This is a genomic window from Bacillus sp. cl96, from assembly GCF_900100505.1.
Classification (GTDB): domain Bacteria; phylum Bacillota; class Bacilli; order Bacillales; family Bacillaceae_G; genus Bacillus_A; species Bacillus_A cereus.
Genome location: NZ_FNDM01000001.1, coordinates 664,956 through 685,692, shown reverse-complemented (window position 1 = coordinate 685,692; position 20,737 = coordinate 664,956). Strand labels below are relative to the sequence as shown.

Here is a 20,737-nt window from a genome sequence, read left to right as displayed (position 1 = left end):
TAACATGTATTAGATAAAATAGCCCTTGTAATGAATCAATTATTATGAGGAGGATTCACGTGGACAGAAATGCTTTAAGAAAAGTAAAAGGCCTTATTGGATTATTAATGTTTTTTGTATTAGCATTCGCATCATTTCCATGGAGTACATCAGTCAAGGCGGAAGAGAAAAAGCAAGAAAAGGCATCAAGTGAGAAGAAGATAGTTTTTCCAGTTGTAAGTGATGTGCATATTAAAAACAGTGGAACAGATGATACGTTTCGCTGGAAAAGAGCGATTGAACAGTTTAATACACTAGCACCAAAGCAAGATGCATTTGTTATTGTAGGTGATTTCACAGATACAGGATCAGTGCAGCAATATGATCGTTTCATGCAAGTGTATAATGAAAATGCAAATAAAGATGCCGTGAGAATGAATTCTCTTGGTAACCATGATTATTGGAACGGTTTATCTGTAGAGGGCGCACAGAAGCGTTTCTTAGAAAAAACAGGTATGGAATCAATTTATTATCATAAAGTGGTAAAAGGTTATCACTTCCTTGTTATGTCTCCAGAGAATGGAACAACTCATGGCTATTATTCGGACAAGCAAATTAATTGGTTAAAAGAAGAAATGGCAAAAGCGCAAAAAGATGATCCAGAAAAACCGATTTTTGTATTTTTACATCAACACATTAAAGAGACAGTATACGGTAGTCATGAATGGGGAACACAAGATAGCGCAAAAATTAATGCAGTATTAAAAGAATACCCACAAGTTATTACGTTTTCAGGTCATTCACATTATCCATTAGATGATCCGAGATCGATACATCAAAAAGACTTTACATCAGTTGGTACATCTTCAGTAAGTTATATGGAAGTTGAAGGTGGTAAAGTACAAGGGAATATCCCGCCAGGAGCTAGTACGTTAAGCCAAGGTTTATTAGTAGAAGTAGATGATAAAGAAGTAACGATTAATCGTCGTGATTTCCATACGAATTCTTGGACAGGCGAGCCTTGGAAAATTAAATTACCAGCAAAGAAAGAAACATTTACACATGTAGAAGATCGTGATAAAGAAAAGCCATACTTTGCTAAGGATGCAAAGCTTGCTGTATCAAATGTAACAGAAAATGCGGCAACAGTAACATTCCCACAAGCATTGGACAACCTCCTTGTTCACTCTTACCGTGTGCAGGCTAGAGATAAGCAAACGGGTGAAATAAAAAATAAATTGTTAGCATTCTCAGAGTTTTATCGTGATCCAGTGCCGAAAGATCTTACGTTTACGCTTGCGGGGTTAGATGGCGGGAAAACATATACACTTGAAGTCGTTGCAATTGATTCGTTTGGTAATGAAAGTGTGCAGCCGTTAACGGCAGAAATTACTACGAAAAAAGATGATATTGATCCGAATGTAAAAGTGCCAAAGGCTGATGTTTTTGATGTGAATTTTGCAGATGGTACATTTAAAGACAATTCACCATTTGGAACAAAAGGTGATGTGAAGGGCAATGTGACTATTGAATATGATAAAGCATTGAAAAAGAATGTTATGAAGTTAAACGGACAATCTAATACATTTGGATACCTTCCATTTTCAGCAGCACAAAAAGAGAAAGTAGCAAATACATTTACGTTAGAAACGGTATTTTCAATGAATCAAATCCGTGGACAAGGTATTTTGCAAAATACAGAGAGCGGCGGAATTGGATTTGAGTCTACAGGAAGTGGATATGTTGAATTATGGGCTCACATTGGTGGCAGCTATAAACGTGTTGGAGTTCAATTAGAAGCGAACAAAACGTATCATTTAACAGGAACGTATAACGGAAGTGAAGTAGCTATTTATGTCGATGGTAAAAAAGTAAATAGCCAACCAGCTACAGGGAAAGTGTATCATCCAAATGTACCATTTGCACTTGGAGCGGATCCTGATAGCAATGGAAATGGTGGCATTCCGTTAAATGGACAAATCGCGCTTGCGAAATTATATAGTAAAGCGTTAAGTTCTTCAGAAGTATTAGCAGCGTACAATGAGTTTTCTAACCGTACGAAATTAGAGCAAGTGAACGCGTTATATGAAGAGCTTGGAAAAGGGAAAGAAGTGTTAGCTGGTACGTATGAGTTTGGTGATAAGCCAGGTCAATATTCAAAGGAAGCATTTCAAGAACTAGAGAAAAGCTATAATAATGCAAAACAAGTGTTTGAAAATGTAGGGAGCACGGGAGAGCAAATCGTTCAAACATATAACGAATTAAAAACAGCTAATGTAACATTTGTACAATCTAAAGTAGTAGAACAACCGAAAACACCGAAAGAAAAATTACAAATCAATATTGAATCTGCAAAAGTAGTAGTGAAAAAAGCGCAAGATGCAAATATAACGGACGGTTCAGTGAAAGCACTGAGTCAAAAAATTACAGTGGCCGAAGCTGTAGTGAAAGATGTAAAAGTAAAAGATACACAGGTAGAAACAATGAATCGTACATTAGAGTATACGATTTCACTCGTTGAAAAAAGCATAAACAAATAAGAGAGAAGAAAAGAAGCTTATCATGATAGGCTTCTTTTTTGTTATACTAAAAATAGCATAGAATGAAGGAGCGAATAATTTGGAACAGAAAAAGCTAAAAAGAATTCTTGAATATGTATGGATCGCGGTTGTGCTCCTTGTAGGATATTATTTCTTAAAAGAAAAAAGTATATGGGTTTTATTTTTAATGACGTTTTTATTAGCGGGTTTAGGCACGTTATTTATTAATTTCTTCTTTGATAGTTTAAATGCCTGGAAGAATAAAAAGAAGGGAACGAAGTAAAGGAGGGAATATATGCAAAAGTGGAAGCTCATATATCAGGTGATTATTTTCCTATTGCTTGTAGGTATTGGAATTGTGAAATACGCAACGCCAATAGGAAATTGGGCATGGTTTACAGCTTGCATCGGCATATTTTTCATTTTACAATCGTTGACGAAAAAATATAATAGTACAGAAAGATAGCTCGCCGCTAAAACGGCGAGCTATTTTGTTATGCTTTTTTCTTTTCATCATTTGTTTTTTCAATAGCTAAATGACTATGTTTCCTAGAGTAGAAGAAATAGAAGCATAAGCCGACCATAAGCCAAACTGCAAAGCTAATCCATGTTGTTTTAGACAAATTGATCATTAAATATAAGCAGCAAAGAATCGCGACAACTGGTAATACAGGTACGAAAGGTGTACGGAATCCACGTTTTAAATCAGGGTGTGTTTTTCGTAAAATAAGTACTGCGCAGCAAACGAATGTAAAGGCTGTTAACGTACCGATGTTTACTAAATTCGCTAGCAAATGTAAGTCTAAAAGGCCTGCTAATAAAGCAGCAACAACGCCAGTAATCCACGTATTTAATAAAGGGATTTTTACTTTTTTATTTACACGTGCTAACGCTTTTGGAAGTAAACCGTCACGGCTCATCGCATACGAAACGCGAACTTGTCCATACATAACGACTAAGAGAACGGTTGTCATTCCAGTCATCGCTCCAACAGCGAGTAGTCCTGCAATTGTATCCTCACCAACGAAATGCAATGCAAATGCAACTGGATCAGAAACGTCTAATTGCGTATAAGGAACCATACCTGTTAAAACGAAAGATACGATCATATATAAAACAGTACAAATAAGAAGAGAACCGATAATACCAATTGGTAAGTCACGCTGCGGTTTTTTCGTTTCTTCTGCAGCTGTTGCGATTGCATCAAATCCTAAGAAGGCGAAGAACACAGTGGCAGCCCCAGTAATAATACCGTCGTATCCGAATGGGATGAACGGTGTCCAGTTTTCAGGTTTTACATATTTTGCACCTGCTACGATAAAAGCGATAATAACGGCTAACTTAATAAGAACCATAATATTATTAATGCGTGCGCTTTCGCGTATACCAAAACTTAAAAGGCCTGTAATAAGAAGTAAAATACAGACAGCAGGTAAATCGATGAGACCACCTTTTCCTACGCCGGGGGCCGAGGCGATTATGGCGGGCAGGTGTATATTGAACCCTTGTAGTAATGATTGCAAATAACCAGACCAACCGACAGCTACTGCTGCAACGGCAAGTAAATATTCGAGCATTAAACACCATCCGACGATGAAGGCGACGACTTCTCCGACTGTCATGTATGCGTAAGTATACACACTTCCTGAGACAGGAATAGAAGAAGCAAATTCAGCGTAACAAAAGGCTACACAAGCACAAGTAAATGCAGCAATAAGGAATGATAGCATAATACCAGGACCAGAATGTTTTGCTGCAACAATACCTGTTAATACAAAGATCCCTGTCCCAATTACGGCGCCGATTCCTAAAAATGTTAAATCGAGTGCAGTTAATGTTCTAGCTAGCTGCTTTGGTGATTCAGTACTAAGCGCTTTTTTTCGTAATAATGACTTCACTTTGGACTCTCCCCCCGTTTTTTCATTTCCATAACTGCGACTATAGTATGAGTCCATTAAAAAAGAGTAAGTAAGGAAGTGGAGGTGCAGTTATGGTATGTAGTTTTTTAAAATTGCTGGATTAATCTTAATATAATTCAGAATATTTTGTCAAATAAAAATATGACAAATAAAATGCGGATCAATAGGGGAAACTACTTGCAGAAATGGACGGGGGTTAACGACCCACTGATTAAAGTTAAAGTAGGAGCAGATGCTATGTTATTTTATTTTGAACTTGTCGTCATTTTACTTTGTACGAAATTAGCTGGTGACATTAGTGTAAGACTTGGTCAGCCTTCTGTACTTGGTAAGTTAATTGTTGGTATTATTATCGGTCCGGCTGTACTTGGTATTATTAATAGTTCTGAACTGATTGATGAATTGAGTGAGATTGGTGTTTTGTTACTTATGTTTATGGCGGGACTTGAAACAGATTTAGAAGAGTTAAATCGGAATTTGAAATCGTCGTTTGCAGTAGCGGCCGGTGGAATTATTTTTCCTTTCATCGGTGGTTATGTAACAGGATTGCTGTTTGGATTAATACAATCCCATGCCATTTTTTTAGGGTTATTACTTTGCGCAACATCGGTTAGTATTACGGTGCAGACGCTACGTGATCTAGGAAAAATGAATACGAGAGAAAGTACAACCATTTTAGGTGCTGCCGTATTTGATGATGTCATTGTCGTTATTTTATTAGCATTTGTAATGAGTTTTTTAGGAACGCAAGATGTGAATATAACACTGGTCATTGTAAAGAAAATTATTTTCTTTGTAAGTATTGTTTTTATTGCTTGGAAAGTCGTTCCTTGGATTATGAAAATGCTTGTCCCGCTTCGTGTAACAGAAGCGTTAATTAGTGCAGCTCTTATTATTTGCTTCTCTTTTTCTTATTACAGTGAAATGATGGGAATTGCAGGCATTATTGGAGCATTCGCAGCAGGAATTGCTATTTCTCAAACAGAGTATAAGCATGAAGTGGAACATAAAATTGAACCGATTGCTTATGCAATATTTGTTCCAGTATTCTTCGTAAGTATCGGAATGGAAATTACATTTCAAGGCATTGGAAGTCAGCTTTGGTTCATTATTATTATGACTCTCGTTGCGATTTTCACAAAGTTAATCGGATCCGGCTTAGGCGCAAGACTGACAGGATTTAATCGCCAATCTTCTATCAGTATTGGTGCGGGGATGGTATCACGTGGTGAAGTAGCGCTTATCATCGCAGCAAATGGACTTACGGCGAATTTATTAGCGAAAGAAAATTTCACAGCGATTGTTATTGTTGTTATATTGACGACGATTATTACACCGCCACTTTTGAAGAAATATTTTGTATAGACAGGAAGGGCTTATCTGATGTAGGTAAGCTCTTTTTTTATTCCCAAAAGCAATGATCATATAGCATGAAGGGTTTGTAATTATGGTAAAATCTATGTATGTGATATGACAAGGAGAGGGAAGTGTGAAGATTACGAAGGAGAAGGTTATCGGTGTAATCGTACTTATTGCAGTATGTATACCATTTACTGCATGGAAAGAATCAAAAGTGAAAGATTTTCCGGTTTCTATTTTTTCGGAAGAAGCAGATGGTGAGTACGGTCAGAAGCTGAAATATACTGCTTTTTTACCTGATGTTGCGATTTGGATGAACGGTTGGGAAAAGAAGTGGACAGAGGGGGAAAGAACTGTTTATCAAAAAGGGAATCGCATTGTAAATGTGTTTCATCCTCCTGGCGATGATGGTTATTACCTTCTTGAAGCAAGAGAAAATAAGTGAACGCAACCGTAAGAAGTGGAGGTTAAATAGTGAAAGCTTCAACATTACTATTTAAAATTGAAAGTAATATGGATCAATTTTCACCAGCTGAGAAGAAGGTTGCCATGTACATAATGGAGAATGCAGAGATTGTACCGAATTTAACGACGAAAGAAGTGTCAACGAATGCAGGCGCAAGTGAAGCGAGTGTCGTTCGCTTTTGTAAATCGATTGGAATCGGAAGTTTTAAAGCATTTAAGATAGCACTCGTTCGTGAATTAACGATTGCTGATTATAATATTAACGATTTTTCAGTGATGAATACAGAAGATGGACCGTATGATTTATTTAATAAAGTTACTTATGTGAATAAAGCTGCAATTGAGGCGAGTGTTACTGCGATAGATAAGAAGGAACTTGAGAAAGCAGCGGATCGTATCGTCAATGCGGGCAAAATTATATTTTACGGCGTAGGTGGATCAGCTACGCCAGCGATGGATGGGGCGTATAAATTTACACGGCTTGGATTTACAGCGATGATGCTATCTGATTTTCATATGATGTTGCCGCTTGTGACGAATTTAAAAGAAGGCGATATATTTGTTGCGATTTCAACATCTGGTCGAACGAGAGATGTGCTTGAAATGGCGCAGTATGCAAAGAGACAAGGTGCAACTGTTATTGGAATTACGAAATTAGATCAATCATCACCCCTATATAAAGAAGCGGATATTCGCCTTTGTATGCCAGATGTAGAACAAGATCATCGTATTGCGAGTATTGCTTCGAGAATGACACAATTGAATATGATCGATGCTTTATATGTTATTACTTTCAATCGAATTGGTAATAAAGTATTGGATCAATTTATGGAGACGCGAGAAGAAGCGTTGCGGTTACGGAAGTTAAAGTAGAAGAAAAGATGAGGAGACTCATCTTTTTTATTATCTTTGACACAAATATGTCATGTTGTGAAATTTTATTTCATAAAATAAGAAAGGGTTATTGATTTTTAGTTTCTTAAAGTTATAATAAAAGTGTGAAATATAATTTCAAAGAGGGTGGAAATATGTTAGAAAATTTATCGACAGAACATCGTAATGAGAAAACAATGAAACTGGATGAAATGAGCATAAAAGAAGTGTTGCAAAGTATGAATGAAGAAGATCGAACTGTTGCGTTAGCAGTTGAAAAAGAGATAGAACAAATTGAAAAGGTTGTACAGACTGTTATTAAATCTTTTGAAGAAGAGGGACGCTTAATTTACATTGGTGCTGGTACGAGTGGTCGTTTAGGTATCCTAGATGCAGTGGAATGTCCGCCGACATTTGGAACGGATGATAAAATGGTGCAAGGATTTATAGCAGGTGGATTGAAAGCGTTTACTAAGGCGGTGGAAGGTGCCGAAGATCGCGAAGAGTTAGCAGAAGAAGATTTAAAAAGTATTGGATTAAATGAGAAAGATACAGTGATTGGAATTGCTGCCAGTGGCAGAACTCCTTACGTAATTGGCGGCTTGAAATACGCACAGAGCGTAGGAGCGAGTACAGCGAGTATTTCTTGTAATAAAAATGCTGAAATAAGTAAATATGCAAATTTAAATGTGGAAGTAGAAACAGGTGCAGAAATATTAACAGGATCAACGCGTTTAAAAGCTGGTACAGCACAAAAATTAGTGCTGAATATGATTTCAACAGCTTCGATGATTGGTGTAGGAAAAGTATATAAAAACTTAATGGTAGATGTTCAATCCACAAATGAAAAGTTAGTAGAACGGTCAAAACGAATTATTGTGGAAGCAACAGGCGCTAGTTATGAAGTAGCGGCAGAGTATTATGAAAAGGCAGAACGTAACGTAAAAGCTGCAATTGTTATGGTGTTGTTGCAGTGTGAATATGGGGAAGCACTGGAGAAACTAAAATACGCTAAAGGGTTTGTGAAGAAAGCACTATAAAATAATAGGGAGGGGGATTCTATTATGAAGAAAGAAGAGAGAATGGCCAAGGAAATTTCGGAGCAACTTGGAGGAATAAAAAATATTCGTAGTATTGCTCATTGTATGACGAGACTACGTTTAACGCTTCATGATGAAAGTAAAGTAAATATGAACCTTTTGAAAAAAGTTGAAGGCGTTATGGGTGTTATAGAAGATGAGACGCTTCAAGTTGTCGTTGGTCCGGGAACAGTAAATAAAGTGGCAGCTGAAATGGAAGGTTTGACAGGACTACGAATTGGTGAGGTAGCAGATCATCACCTTGAAGATATTGGGCAAGAGATGAAATCAGAGATTAAGAAGAAAAATAATACACCGGTGAAAAACTTTTTACGAAAAATAGGAAGTATTTTCATTCCGTTAATTCCAGGACTTGTTGCGTCAGGAATTATAAACGGGGTTGCTAACTTTGCGAAAAACGCTGGTGCTGATCCAAATGCAACGTGGTTACAAATGTTACTACTCATTGGCGGCGGTATCTTTACATTCTTAGGAATTTTAGTCGGCTGGAATACAGCGAAAGAATTTGGCGGGACACCGGTTCTTGGGGCAATTGCTGGTATTTTAATTTTCAACCCGGCGATGGCAAACGTAAAATTGTTTGGTGAAGCATTAGTGCCCGGACGGGGCGGATTATTTGCAGTTATTTTTGCAGCATGGCTTATGGTTGTAGTGGAAAGACAAGTTCGAAAAGCAGTGCCAAACGCAGTTGATATTATCGTGACACCACTCATTACTGTATTAGTTGTAAGTATCGTAACGATGTTAGCCATTCAGCCATTAGCAGGTTTCTTATCAGATGGTATTACGAGCGGAATTAATGCTATTTTAAATATTGGCGGAGCATTTGCTGGCGCAGTACTTGCGGGAACATTTTTACCTCTCGTTATGGTCGGATTGCATCACGGTTTAACACCAATTCATATGGAATTTATTAATCAAACACACGTAACACCTTTATTACCAGTGCTCGCAATGGCTGGTGCTGGCCAAGTGGGCGCAGCAATTGCGATTTATGTGAAAACAAAAAACAAACGACTTCGAAATGTAATTAAAGGTGGATTGCCAGTTGGCTTTTTAGGAATTGGTGAGCCGTTATTATACGGGGTGACATTACCACTTGGGAAACCGTTTATTACTGCTTGTTTAGGAGCGGCTGTCGGTGGTGCATTCCAAGCAGTTATGCAAACAGCTTCTCTTGGAATTGGCGTATCAGGGCTATCTTTAATTCCGTTAATTGCTGACAATAAATATTTACTCTATTTCTTAGGTTTAGTAATTGCATATGCTTTCGGATTTATCTTTACGTACTTCTTCGGATTTAAAGAAGAAATGGCAGAAAACATATAGAGAAAGGGATTCCTTTCTCTTTTTCTATTAATAGAAAGGGAGATTTATATGATCGGAGTTTCCATTTATCTTTCAAAAGAACGAGTAGAGAAACAAGAAGAGTGGCTAAAAGTAGCGAAGGAAAATGGGTTTACATCTATTTTTACATCACTGCACATTCCAGAAGATGATCCAAATACGTATAAAGAGTTAATTCAAATATTAGGGAAACAAGCTCTTGCACATGAAATGGAGTTAATGGTTGATGTTTCTCCAAAATCGTTACACCATTTAGGGCTAACATATGAAAATGTGGAAGAACTATTGGACTGGGGCATTACCGGTTTAAGAATGGATTACGGCATTGCGCCAAAAGAAATTGCAAGCGTATCTCATAAGATGAAAGTAGCTTTAAATGCGAGTACGATTACAAAGCCATTTTGGAAAGAATTACTTGCAGAACATATAAGAGTAGAGAATGTAGAAGCATGGCATAATTTTTACCCACGTCCAGAGACAGGACTAGCAAAGTCCTTCTTACAAAAGCAAAATCAATATTTACAGGAGTGCGGAATAAAGATGATGGCATTTATTCCAGGAGATGCGGAAAAACGAGGTCCGTTATATGAAGGGTTACCAACGTTAGAAAAACATCGCAATATGCGCCCGCTTGAAGCGTACTTAGAACTTGTTCAAGATTGTGGTGTTGATAAAGTATTGATTGGAGATATAAGCGCAAGTTTGGAAAGTATGCAAGAAGTAGCTAGTGCGAGTAGAGGGATTATTCCATTGCGTTACAAATCATTTATAACTGATAAAGAAGTATTAAAAGTGGTGGAGCAAGTGCATACAAATAGACTAGATCCAGCTCGTGATGTTATTCGATCTGTAGAATCAAGGGAAGGAAATAGAGTGGTGTTACAGCCGATGCATACAATTGTAAGAAAGAAAGGCAGTATTACAATTGATAATGAATTGTACGGTAGATATGCAGGGGAGATGCAAGTTGCTACACATGATTTACCTGTAGATGAGAAAGTGAATGTTGTTGGAATAGTTGTGGAAGAGGACGTTTCTTTACTGCCTTATATTGGCGCTGGAAAAATGTTTCAACTTTTTCTATGCGATAGAATAAAAGCTTGAATTAGCGCTATTTTGTAGGAAAACATTATCCGTAAAACGGATAATGTTTTTTGTTTTCTTTAAAAAAGTATTTGACGAATGAAATAAAATACCGTATTGTTTTGACTTGTAAATAAAAGTTCACCATAACAAAACAAAAAGGAGAGTTCAAAATGAATCAATATATTGGGAATTTAATTATTCGTATCGTGTTAGGAGTTACGTTCTTTGCACACGGTTTAGCAAAGTTTCAATCAGGTATCGATAATGTAGCAGGATGGTTTACAAGCATCGGTTTACCAGGTGGCCTTGCATACGGCGTAGCAACTGTAGAATTAGTTGGTGGTATATTATTAATTATCGGTTTAGGTGTACGATATGTAGGATTGTTATTCGCTCTTATTTTAGCTGGAGCTATCGTAAAGGTAAATGGAGCAGCAGGTTTATTAGGAGATGGAAAGAATCCAGGATATGAATTAGATCTTGCATTATTATCAATGGGTGCGTATTTATTCGTAGTAAAAGCAGAAGGATATGTAGATCGTTTCTTAAAAGAGAAAGTAATGAAAACGAAGTAAATTTTATTTATAAATTGTTGACTTGAAGAATTATTGTAACTATAATGATTACAACTAATGAATTACGAATGAAACAATTTAAATATTTTTTTACACAAGATGTAACTGTATAGGTTACATCTTGTGTAAAAATAAATAAACGGGAGGAAGTAATATGCCTAAATCAAATTTAGAAATTATTCAAAGCACGTATGAAGGATCAGCTTCTTCGAATGCAAAGCATTTAGCAGAAGCCCTCTCTGAAAAAGTGGAATGGACAGAGGCAGAAGGTTTCCCGTATGGCGGAACATATACAGGCGTAGAAGCTATAATGGAAAATGTATTTAGCCGTTTAGGATCAGAATGGGATGATTATAAAGCAAGGGTAAATACATATCATGAAGTAAACGGAAAAGATGCAATTATTGCTGAAGGTATGTATTCTGGAGTTTATAAAGAAACAGGAAAATCATTTGAAGCAGAATTTGTTCATGTATGGCAACTTGAGAACGGAAAAATCGTGAAGTTTAAGCAATATGTAGATAGTCATATTGTTAGGGAAGCGATGAAGAGATAATGCTTTTTAAATGGATCTTAGGTATATGCATTACAATTATAGTAATTTTCTCGTCTATAGTTGGCGGAAAGAAATTGCTTGCATATGTGGAAAAAGAAAATGAAAATATTCAAATCGAGCGAGCGGCAAACGAAAAAGAGAAAAAAGCTGCAGAAGAAGCTCCGCAAATTAGTGAAGGTGAAATTATTTCTACTATGCATAAAATGGTGCACCAAAAGGTAAAATCCTCTGAAAAATGGGGATTTGTAGAGATGACAAAAAAGGAAATTTCTAATGTGAAAAGGGATATTGAAAATAGTACAGGTTTTCAATATAAAATGAAGTTATTTTCTATTATAAATAGATGGGAAAAAGGAGATTTTTCTCAAACTGTTGAGGAGCATAACTTTTTATGGAGCCTTCAAGGTGGAGATACTGGTAAGGCGACGGAACGTTTATCGCCAGAAGAGGAAAAACAGTATATAAAAGAAATGAAGAGTAAATAAAAACATCGCCAACCCAGATGACGATGTTTTTTCATTAAGAATGTTTTCGCATTAAAGGTCTAACAGGCTGAACGGCAACAGTTTTGAAATGAGAAAATAAATAACACCCTGTTACAACGACAATTGTTCCTAAAATTTGTATCCACGTTAATTCTTCTCCGAGGAATATGAATGCTAAAATGGCTGTGAAAATTGGATTGAAGTTTAGAAAAATACCTGATGTAGTTGCGCCTAATTTTTGTACGCCAATATTCCAAAATACCATACAAAGAACTGTCGAAATAAGCCCAGTATATAAAAGTGATGTGATGAAAGAAGTATTTATATTTGAAACAGTGAAGCTACCTATGTTAAACGGTAGTAATAAAATAACGCCGAAAATACCAGAGTACAACGTTGCCATAAGTGGTGTAGTTGTTTTTGTTGCCCATTTACTACAAACAGAATAGATTCCCCAAATACAAACTGCTGCAATCATCCATAAATCGCCGCTATTAAAATGTAGTGAAAATAAAAGCGAGAAATCACCTTTTAATAGGACGAGGATAACCCCGAAGAATGAAAGAATCATGGATAGGATTTGGAGTGTATTTACTTTTTCTTTTAGAAATAATACTGAAAATAATGCGATTGAAATTGCATTCAATGTAGAGATAAGACCTACATTCGTAGCGGATGTTTTTTCTAATGCTAAAAATTGAAAGATGTTAAAAAGAGCGACCCCTGAAATTCCCATCAATATTAAAGGAAGTATTGCGGTACGTGGTGGAAGGATTTTCTTTTCTTTAAACCATACCATCGGTAATAAACAAACAATCGCAATCATCCATCTTAAATTTGTCAGTGTCATCGGCGATGCATGATCGACGAGTGATTTTCCAACGACAAAATTTCCTCCCCATAATAAGCTCGTTAGTAATAGTAAAAAGACGTAAAAATAAGGCATGCTAAAATCCCCTTTTTTGTAATCAATACGAATTGTAAATAATTTTAGCATTTTTCTTTATTATGTAATATATTCTTTTGTATAATGGTGAAAATTCGATAAAATCTTTAGTTGCGAATGATATTTACGGAATGATATTCAGTTTTTTGTAAGGTATAAGGTGTTTTTTCGAATAATCATCGGTAAGAAAAAAGGGGGAATTGTAATGGAGTCGTCTGTTATTAAAGTGTTGGATGATTTGGATGTACAAATTTTAGATATATTGCAGAAGGAGTCACAAGTAAGTAATGCAGAGCTGGCACGTCGCGTTAATTTATCACCGGCTGCGATGCATGCAAGAATAAAAAGATTGGATGGGGAAGGTTTCATCGATAAGCAAGTTGCGATTTTAAATCAAGAAAAGCTTGGGTTTGATTTATTATGTTTTATTTTTATGAGTACGAATATTCATCAATTTGACAAGTTGGAAGTGTTGGAGAAAGAATTAGAATCGATGCCGGAAGTGTTAGAATGTCACTGTTTAACAGGAGAGTACGATTATTTATTAAAGGTTGCAAATCGTGATCGTAAAGAACTAGAGCAGTTTATTAGAAAGTTGAATAAGCTTGGTATTACAAGGATACAGACAAGTTTAGCACTTCGTGAAATTAAATATTCGACGGTATTGCCGATACGAAATGAGGAACCGAGCATCGATTAGATTGCTTGGTTTTTTGTTTGTATAAATTGATTGACGAGGAGAAAAGAGAGATGTATTATTATATAAAATTATGAATTAAAATTCATTTTAAGTTATAAATATTAATATTGAGGGGCAAGGGGATGTAATATGAAAATCTGTAATGCAGTGACGAGTGATGTGAAAGAAATTTATAGTCTTATTGAGGTTTATGCAAAAGAGGGAGTTGTTTTACCACGTTCTCTTTTGTCTCTTTATCAATATTTGCAATGTTTATATGTTATGAAAGAAGATGAGAGAATTGTTGGAGTTGCTGGATTGCATGTATTAGGAGAAGATCTTGCAGAAATACGATCGTTAGTAGTTTCGCATACATATGCAGGGAAAGGGATAGGGCGTATGCTCGTAAATCATGTAATGGAGGAAGCTACGAAAATAAATGTAAGAAGAGTAATTTCCTTAACATATGAAACAGTATTTTTTCAAAAGTGTGGATTTGATTTTATAAATAAAGAATCGTTGCCAGAGAAAGTATGGATTGATTGTAGACATTGTCCAAAGGTGGATTATTGTGATGAAGTGGCGATGGTGCGGTATGTTGGATGAAAAATTTATAGAGAAAAAGTTCCCACTATTATTTACATATATAGTGGGAACATATATTTCCATAAGAAATGGACAGGTTATTAAGAATTTGAATTCTTTTGTCTCACGGCAAAATTATAAAGTGGATCTTTAAGTTCATAGTTATACGTTAAACCGTCGACAATTCCTACAACTTTATCATTATCATAAAGGTCGAGCATAAATTGTGCCATTTGTTTTGCAGTGTGGAATTTTGGTACAACATTATCATATTGGAATTCATCAATATCAAATGAACGCTTCGCAAATTCTGTTTCAGTTGCAGCAGGAGCTAAAACTTTTGCTTGCAGTTTTGCGCCTTGTTCTTTCAGTTCGTGAGACAGCCCTTCTGTAAATGCACTTACATAGAATTTCGTAGCGCAATACGTAACAGCATCAGCAACAATTGTGTATCCGCCGCCCGATGAAACGTTAATAAGCTGTGTTCCATCAATCATTGAATAATCTCGAACGAAAAGAGAAGAGAGTATTGTTAGTGCTTCTATATTGACATGCAACATCGTCTCTATTTTATTTAAATTTTGTTCAGCAATTGAGGCGAAATTACCAAAACCTGCGTTGTTAATCCACGTTTCAATTTGAAAAGCTTGTAGGCTTTCATAAAGTTTATAAACATCTTCAGTCACAGATAAATCAGTTTTTCGAATGACAACATCCAACTCAGGATGCATTTCGTTAATTTTCAATTTTAATCCGTTTAATTCTTCTTGTCTTCGAGCTACAAGTACTAAATTTTTTCCGCGAGATGCAAATGCTAAAGCTGCTGCATAACCAATTCCGGAACTTGCGCCAGTAATAACAGTGTATTTCATATAAAATCCCCCTAAATTCAAATTCATTTATGGTTAGATTGTATTTGTTAGAGTATACTCTAAGTCAAACGTTTTTTATAAATTTGATACGGTTATAAAATATATGAGGGTAAGCATGTGAAGGGAGTTTTAGTATGTACACAATTAGCGAGGTAGCAAAATTATTAGGCGTGAGCACACATACACTACGTTATTATGAAAAGGAAAATATATTAATTGCAAATCGTGATACAAATGGAAATCGACTTTACGAAGAGTCACATATAAAGTGGTTGCAGTTTGTAATGAAATTAAAACAAACGCAAATGCCAATAGCGAAAATAAGAGAATACGCTAGATTATATACAGAAGGGGAGCATACAACAGAAGCTCGTTTACAGCTCCTAGAAGATCATAGGAAATCTATTCAGATTCAAAGAGAAAACTTAGAGGTTACAGAGAAGATGCTTGAGAATAAAATTCGTGCATACAAAAACTTATTGGAAAATAAATAGATGGTTGTTATGTGATGAAAAATGGATTTGATCTATGAGTATTTCATCATAAGTGTGCGGACAAATAAAAAAGAGCAGCTAGCAAAAGCTAACTGCTCCATTCAAGGGATCTCTCCAAGGGGGAGTGGAGAAAATATTATGTTACTAGCAGTATTGACAGATTATTAAGAAATATACAAATCAGATGAAAGAAATTTTAAATAAACTTTCGGCATTGACAGTTTTTAAAATGTTCATGTACAATATATATGAATGACATTCAGTCATTTTTATGTGACAGGATGCAGTTAGCTTAGAAATGGAACAAATACAATGGTAAATGAGGATGATAGTTGTTTTTATATAGTATTGATGAAAGAGTATATTTTTTTAAAATAAAAATGACTGATAGTCAGTCATAAGAGGTGAGAGGTATGAAAAATAGAGCTTGGTTATATGTCATATTAACATGTATCTTTGAAATTTTTTGGGTGTTTGGTTTTAATACAGCCAATACTTGGTGGCATTGGATTATTATTTTAGGAGTTATCGCTGTTGATTTTCACTTCCTTTCTAAAGCGTGTGAACATCTTGCAACAGGGACTGTATATGCTGTTTTCGCCGGAGCTGGTACGGTAGGTACTTTCTTAATGGATGTATTTCTTTTCGGTGGAAGTTTCAGTGTAGGGAAGTTATTTTTTATCGTGATGGTTGTAGCTGGCGTTATCGGTTTAAAGCTAGCTGATAATAAAGAAGAAACTGTGGAAGGAGCTGCTTAAAGATGGGTTGGTTTTTCGTATTTTGTGCTGCAATTAGTGAAATAGTCGGTGTGATAGGTCTTAAAATGTACAGTAAAGATAAGACATTAGCCAATGGTGCAATTTATATCGGTGGGTTTGCTACATCCTTCGCATTTTTGTATACTTCCTTCTTATTTTTACAAGTAAGTGTCGCATATGCGGTTTGGATTGGTATCGGAACAGCAGGTGCAGTTTTGTTAAACATGTTCTTGTTTGGTGAGTCGAAAAGTAAAGCGCGTATCATTAGTGTGTTTCTTATTGTATGTGGAGTGACAGGATTAAAGGCACTTTCTTAAAGATATATTGCATTTTTATCTCCTAATTGTTTATTAGGAGATTTTATTATAAAAAAATGATTTCCTCTTAGAGTTCACTATCATTGACAGTACAATCGATTATCTTATAAAATGAGTGACAGTCATTCAATATGCGTGTGAAAGGGTTTAGATGATGAATAAAAAAGAGAAAATTGTCTATGCAGCTATTGAAGTGTTTCAGGAAAAGGGCGTCGAAAAAACGAAGATTTCTGATATCGTGAAATTAGCTGGCATTGCGCAAGGAACTTTCTATTTATATTTTCCTTCTAAGCTATCTGTTATGCCTGCAATAGCAGAAGTGATGGTTGAAAAGATGATACTTGCAGTGAAAGAAAAAGTACAAAAAGATGTACCTTTTTCAAATAAAGTGGCACAAGTAATCGATGCGGTGTTTCACTTTATAGAGGAATACCGTGAAATACAAGCTTTAATGTATGCAGGTCTTGCATCTACTGAACATATAAAAGAGTGGGAAGCTGTGTATGAGCCTCTTTATATGTGGTTAAGCGAATTTTTAAGTGAGGCGAAAGAAGCCGGTGAAATTCGTGATTCGGTTCACGCAGAGCGAACAGCGAAGTTATTTATCGCTCTTGTTGAATCAGCAGCGGAACAAGTTTATTTATATGATCATAAAGATGATGAGCAAGTGGATTTGCAAAAGGCAGAAGTACTAGATTTTTTAACACATGCACTACATATAAAGAAGTAGTAAGATGAACCTGTCTGAAAAGGTAGGTTCATTTTTGAGGAAAACTGAATGATAGTCATTCACCTAATACTTATGTATGTGTAGAAGGATAGAGTGAAATTCTAATGAGTGGAGGCATCCTCACTCATTACTAGCCCGCAAAGAGCAGGATAAAGAAAAAGCTTCTTGGGTATTATTTTTTGAGAGGAACTTATGGGAAGAGGTGTTAAAAAGTGAAGAAACCGATAAAAGAACAAAAGATGGTATTGGTTATTCTTTTGAGTAATATATTTATCGCTTTTTTAGGGATTGGATTAATCATTCCGGTTATGCCGTCCTTTATGAATGATATGCATTTAACAGGGAAGACGATGGGATATCTCGTTGCAGTGTTTGCAATGGCACAGCTCATTACTTCACCTATTACAGGCCGATGGGTTGATCTTTACGGTAGGAAGAAAATGATAATCATTGGATTATTTATTTTTGGTGTTTCAGAGCTTCTTTTTGGATTAGGAAAAGATGTGTGGATGCTTTATGTGGCAAGGGTATTAGGCGGAATTAGTGCTGCTTTTATTATGCCTGGTGTTACGGCATATGTTGCGGATATTACATCTATTCAGGAACGTCCAAAGGCGATGGGATACTTATCTGCGGCTATTAGTACTGGATTCATTATAGGGCCTGGAATCGGCGGATTTATTGCAGAATACGGTATACGTGTGCCGTTTTTCGTTGCAGCAGCAATTGCTTTTATAGCATGTGTGATTTCAATCTTTATTTTAAAAGAACCGTTAACGAAAGAAGAACTTGCAGAGATTTCTTCTAATACGAAAGAATCAAGTTTTATTGGTGATTTAAAGAAATCATTACATCCAATGTATGCAATTGCATTTATTATCGTATTTGTACTCGCATTCGGATTATCGGCGTATGAAACTGTGTTTAGCTTATTCTCAGATCATAAATTTGGTTTCTCGCCGAAAGATATTGCAGCAATTATTACAATCAGTTCAATCTTTGGGGTAGTTGTGCAAGTATTTATGTTTGGCAAATTGGTAGACATGTTCGGTGAGAAAGTATTAATTCAAATATGTTTAATTGTAGGTGCAGTATTAGCATTCGTCTCAACTGTAGTCTTTAATTATTGGATTGTACTTCTCGTTACTTGCTTCATTTTCTTAGCATTTGATTTACTTCGTCCAGCTTTAACGACGTTTTTATCAAAAGCAGCTGGAAAAGAGCAAGGATTCGTTGCTGGAATGAACTCGACTTATACGAGTTTAGGAAATATCGCAGGACCAGCGATGGGCGGAATATTATTTGATATGAATATTCATTATCCATATGCATTTTCAGGAGTTGTTTTAATAGTTGGTCTCGCTATTACATTTATGTGGAGAGAGAAACAGTTGGCTGAAAGTTTTGCGAAGTAATGAAGCCCCTTACGACTGTAAGGGGTTTTTGTTTTATAAACTTAACCCAAACCGTTTTAATTCAATAAAAATCCCCTCTAATTGTTTTCCTTTATCCGTTAATGTGTACTCTACACGAGGCGGAACTTCTGGATATACTTTTCTCGTTATAATGCCTTGCGATTCTAATTCTTTTAGTCGAAGCGATAATGTTTTTGGACTAATCCCATCCATTGATTTTTGTAAATCACTAAAGCGTAATGTTCCTTCGATAAGAAGATCACGAATGATTAAAAATGTCCATTTTGTACTAATTACATCAAGCGTTTTAGCGATAGGACAAGGTATGCCAGGTAAACCTTTCGTTAATTCAACTGGATCTATATTGTTCATGGAACAAGCCTCCATAAAATTTTTTTGGATGAATTTGCTTTATAGTATCACAAAACTATACTTTTGGTAACTATATGAAAAAAATATCACTACTTCCATAAATGAAGTTAGTGCATATACAATAGCAATACGAAACATAAAGGATTTATATGAGGAGGTGGTGATTTCCATGGGGATAAAAAAGTTATTTGGATTCCTTAGTTTGTTTGTTATTTGTATTGTGCTTGTAGCATGTGGTGTGGAACAAAAAACTGAAGTCCAGTTATTAAAAGAAATGCCAAGGCCAAAAGCAATGACAATTGATCCCTCACTAAGTAAAAAAGAAGCGACAGAAATGGTTCATGCGGCGCAGCGTTTTTATGCATTTTGGGATACAGGTAAGGAGGAACTTATTCCGCAGACTGTTACTGAAAAATTTTTCGATAATACATTGCCGAAAGGGCGACCACAAGGCATTGAAGGATTAAAGTTTGCAGCGCAAAATTTTCGTAAAGTTGTGCCTGATATACATTGTGAGATTGAAGACTTATTAGTTGTTGGTGATAAAGTAACAGCCCGTCTTTCTTTTACAGGAACGCATAATGGTAAGAAAATTAATTTTTTTGCAATTGATATTTTACATGTGAAAGACGGAAAGATAACGGAAGATTGGCATTTAGAAGATAATCTTACACTACAGCAGCAACTCGGCTTAATAGCCGAAGGATAGATCATATAGGGGAGAGAAAAGTAATGAAAAATATATTTATTATAAATGGACATGAAAAATACGGTACAAAGGAAGGACGATTAAATAGAACGTTAGTAGATTATATGGTTACTGTATTAGGCGAGAATCATCATGTGAAAACAACAACGATTCAAGATGGTTACAATATTAAAGAAGAACAAGATAAGTTTTTATGGGCCGATGTTGTTATTTATCAAACACCGATTTATTGGTTTAGTGTACCGGGCTTATTTAAAACGTATATGGATGAAGTATATGAATACGGTTTGTTCTTTAAAGGTGCAGATGAATATGGAACAGGTGGTTTATTAAAAGAGAAAGAGTATATGTTCTCTACAACTTGGAATGCACCTGAAAAAGCATTTGGAGATAAGACGAAGTTCTTTGAAGGAGAAAGTTTAGAATCAGCGCTTAGTCATTTACACCGCGTGCAAAAGTTTCTCGGTATGAGTCCGTTAAAGAGTTTTGCTTGTTATGATGTGGTGAAGAATCCGGATATTGAGCAATATTTATTGAACTTGAAAGATCACTTAGATGAAGTAATTAAATAATAGT

General features: G+C 35.7%; 25 protein-coding genes. 21 read left to right on the top strand and 4 right to left on the bottom strand.

Going from position 1 to position 20,737, the window contains the following annotated elements; genetic code table 11:
- Positions 1-59: 59 nt before the first annotated feature.
- From BLT20_RS03785 to BLT20_RS30480, 3 genes are all read left to right on the top strand, one after another.
- The gene (locus BLT20_RS03785; RefSeq protein WP_000375657.1) at positions 60-2,519 is read left to right on the top strand and encodes a LamG-like jellyroll fold domain-containing protein; all 2,460 of its coding nucleotides are present in this window, start codon (positions 60-62) and stop codon (positions 2,517-2,519) included.
- 79 nt (positions 2,520-2,598) lie between these two features.
- Positions 2,599-2,802 (top strand): hypothetical protein, encoded by a 204-nt coding sequence (locus BLT20_RS03780; protein ID WP_000435797.1) that lies wholly within the window; start codon positions 2,599-2,601, stop codon positions 2,800-2,802.
- Between the two features lie 12 nt (positions 2,803-2,814).
- Complete coding sequence (locus BLT20_RS30480) at positions 2,815-2,985, top strand: hypothetical protein (RefSeq protein ID WP_001174839.1); 171 nt, start codon at positions 2,815-2,817, stop codon at positions 2,983-2,985.
- 28 nt (positions 2,986-3,013) lie between these two features.
- Here BLT20_RS30480 and BLT20_RS03770 read toward each other — a convergent pair whose 3' ends face one another.
- Positions 3,014-4,474 (bottom strand): branched-chain amino acid transporter BcaP, encoded by a 1,461-nt coding sequence (locus BLT20_RS03770; protein ID WP_210734248.1) that lies wholly within the window; start codon positions 4,472-4,474, stop codon positions 3,014-3,016.
- Between the two features lie 105 nt (positions 4,475-4,579).
- Between BLT20_RS03770 and BLT20_RS03765 the strand changes: the two genes are divergently transcribed.
- The 9 genes from BLT20_RS03765 (at position 4,580) to BLT20_RS03725 (ending at position 12,284) form a co-directional block, all read left to right on the top strand.
- Positions 4,580-5,803, top strand: a complete 1,224-nt coding sequence (locus tag BLT20_RS03765; RefSeq protein WP_060852387.1) for a cation:proton antiporter — start codon at positions 4,580-4,582, stop codon at positions 5,801-5,803.
- 124 nt (positions 5,804-5,927) lie between these two features.
- Positions 5,928-6,242 (top strand): hypothetical protein, encoded by a 315-nt coding sequence (locus BLT20_RS03760; protein ID WP_000704958.1) that lies wholly within the window; start codon positions 5,928-5,930, stop codon positions 6,240-6,242.
- Positions 6,243-6,271: 29 nt separating this feature from the next.
- On the top strand, positions 6,272-7,135 hold the full coding sequence (locus BLT20_RS03755) for a MurR/RpiR family transcriptional regulator (RefSeq protein ID WP_000648168.1): 864 nt from the start codon (positions 6,272-6,274) through the stop codon (positions 7,133-7,135).
- Positions 7,136-7,290: 155 nt separating this feature from the next.
- Positions 7,291-8,175: an N-acetylmuramic acid 6-phosphate etherase gene (gene murQ, locus BLT20_RS03750; RefSeq protein WP_000892327.1), complete on the top strand. Its 885-nt coding sequence runs from the start codon at positions 7,291-7,293 to the stop codon at positions 8,173-8,175.
- Positions 8,176-8,199: 24 nt separating this feature from the next.
- A complete protein-coding gene (locus BLT20_RS03745; RefSeq protein ID WP_000711301.1) occupies positions 8,200-9,564 on the top strand; it encodes a PTS transporter subunit EIIC in 1,365 nt (454 codons plus the stop codon).
- A 48-nt stretch (positions 9,565-9,612) separates the two neighbouring features.
- Positions 9,613-10,686, top strand: a complete 1,074-nt coding sequence (locus BLT20_RS03740) for a DUF871 domain-containing protein (RefSeq protein WP_000580625.1) — start codon at positions 9,613-9,615, stop codon at positions 10,684-10,686.
- A 152-nt stretch (positions 10,687-10,838) separates the two neighbouring features.
- Positions 10,839-11,243: a DoxX family protein gene (locus tag BLT20_RS03735; RefSeq protein ID WP_001077751.1), complete on the top strand. Its 405-nt coding sequence runs from the start codon at positions 10,839-10,841 to the stop codon at positions 11,241-11,243.
- Between the two features lie 154 nt (positions 11,244-11,397).
- Positions 11,398-11,799, top strand: a complete 402-nt coding sequence (locus tag BLT20_RS03730; RefSeq protein WP_001126706.1) for a nuclear transport factor 2 family protein — start codon at positions 11,398-11,400, stop codon at positions 11,797-11,799.
- A complete protein-coding gene (locus BLT20_RS03725; RefSeq protein ID WP_000897975.1) occupies positions 11,799-12,284 on the top strand; it encodes a PRK06770 family protein in 486 nt (161 codons plus the stop codon). The genes BLT20_RS03730 and BLT20_RS03725 overlap by 1 nt, the downstream gene beginning before the upstream one ends.
- Positions 12,285-12,318: 34 nt before the next feature.
- Here the strand turns inward: BLT20_RS03725 and BLT20_RS03720 are convergent, their stop codons facing one another.
- Positions 12,319-13,230, bottom strand: coding sequence for a DMT family transporter (locus tag BLT20_RS03720; protein WP_001146242.1), 912 nt, complete (start codon positions 13,228-13,230; stop codon positions 12,319-12,321).
- A gap of 205 nt (positions 13,231-13,435) precedes the next feature.
- On the opposite strand from BLT20_RS03720, the gene BLT20_RS03715 reads away from it, so the two are divergent.
- Together BLT20_RS03715 and BLT20_RS03710 are read left to right on the top strand one after the other, a co-directional pair.
- Positions 13,436-13,930 carry an Lrp/AsnC family transcriptional regulator gene (locus BLT20_RS03715; RefSeq protein ID WP_000446097.1) on the top strand — a complete coding sequence of 165 codons (495 nt, stop codon included), beginning with the start codon at positions 13,436-13,438 and terminating at the stop codon, positions 13,928-13,930.
- Positions 13,931-14,059: 129 nt separating this feature from the next.
- A complete protein-coding gene (locus tag BLT20_RS03710) occupies positions 14,060-14,515 on the top strand; it encodes an N-acetyltransferase (protein WP_000686665.1) in 456 nt (151 codons plus the stop codon).
- Between the two features lie 80 nt (positions 14,516-14,595).
- On the opposite strand, the gene BLT20_RS03705 is transcribed toward BLT20_RS03710, so the two are convergent.
- Positions 14,596-15,366 (bottom strand): SDR family NAD(P)-dependent oxidoreductase, encoded by a 771-nt coding sequence (locus BLT20_RS03705; protein WP_000878068.1) that lies wholly within the window; start codon positions 15,364-15,366, stop codon positions 14,596-14,598.
- A 134-nt stretch (positions 15,367-15,500) separates the two neighbouring features.
- On the opposite strand from BLT20_RS03705, the gene BLT20_RS03700 reads away from it, so the two are divergent.
- The 5 genes from BLT20_RS03700 (at position 15,501) to BLT20_RS03680 (ending at position 19,080) form a co-directional block, all read left to right on the top strand.
- Positions 15,501-15,860 carry a MerR family transcriptional regulator gene (locus tag BLT20_RS03700; protein ID WP_000288065.1) on the top strand — a complete coding sequence of 120 codons (360 nt, stop codon included), beginning with the start codon at positions 15,501-15,503 and terminating at the stop codon, positions 15,858-15,860.
- Positions 15,861-16,273: 413 nt separating this feature from the next.
- Positions 16,274-16,618, top strand: coding sequence for a DMT family transporter (locus BLT20_RS03695; RefSeq protein ID WP_000796022.1), 345 nt, complete (start codon positions 16,274-16,276; stop codon positions 16,616-16,618).
- A gap of 2 nt (positions 16,619-16,620) precedes the next feature.
- On the top strand, positions 16,621-16,935 hold the full coding sequence (locus BLT20_RS03690; protein ID WP_000539671.1) for a DMT family transporter: 315 nt from the start codon (positions 16,621-16,623) through the stop codon (positions 16,933-16,935).
- 151 nt (positions 16,936-17,086) lie between these two features.
- Positions 17,087-17,665: a TetR/AcrR family transcriptional regulator gene (locus BLT20_RS03685; RefSeq protein WP_002025356.1), complete on the top strand. Its 579-nt coding sequence runs from the start codon at positions 17,087-17,089 to the stop codon at positions 17,663-17,665.
- A 212-nt stretch (positions 17,666-17,877) separates the two neighbouring features.
- Positions 17,878-19,080 carry an MFS transporter gene (locus BLT20_RS03680; protein ID WP_000742952.1) on the top strand — a complete coding sequence of 401 codons (1,203 nt, stop codon included), beginning with the start codon at positions 17,878-17,880 and terminating at the stop codon, positions 19,078-19,080.
- Positions 19,081-19,113: 33 nt separating this feature from the next.
- Here the strand turns inward: BLT20_RS03680 and BLT20_RS03675 are convergent, their stop codons facing one another.
- On the bottom strand, positions 19,114-19,452 hold the full coding sequence (locus BLT20_RS03675) for a winged helix-turn-helix transcriptional regulator (RefSeq protein WP_001059470.1): 339 nt from the start codon (positions 19,450-19,452) through the stop codon (positions 19,114-19,116).
- Between the two features lie 169 nt (positions 19,453-19,621).
- Here BLT20_RS03675 and BLT20_RS03670 point away from each other — a divergent pair, with 169 nt between their 5' ends.
- Entirely contained in the window at positions 19,622-20,161 is a 540-nt protein-coding gene (locus BLT20_RS03670) for an ester cyclase (protein WP_000511563.1), read from the top strand.
- A gap of 23 nt (positions 20,162-20,184) precedes the next feature.
- Entirely contained in the window at positions 20,185-20,733 is a 549-nt protein-coding gene (locus tag BLT20_RS03665; RefSeq protein WP_000789191.1) for an NAD(P)H-dependent oxidoreductase, read from the top strand.
- Positions 20,734-20,737: the final 4 nt, after the last annotated feature.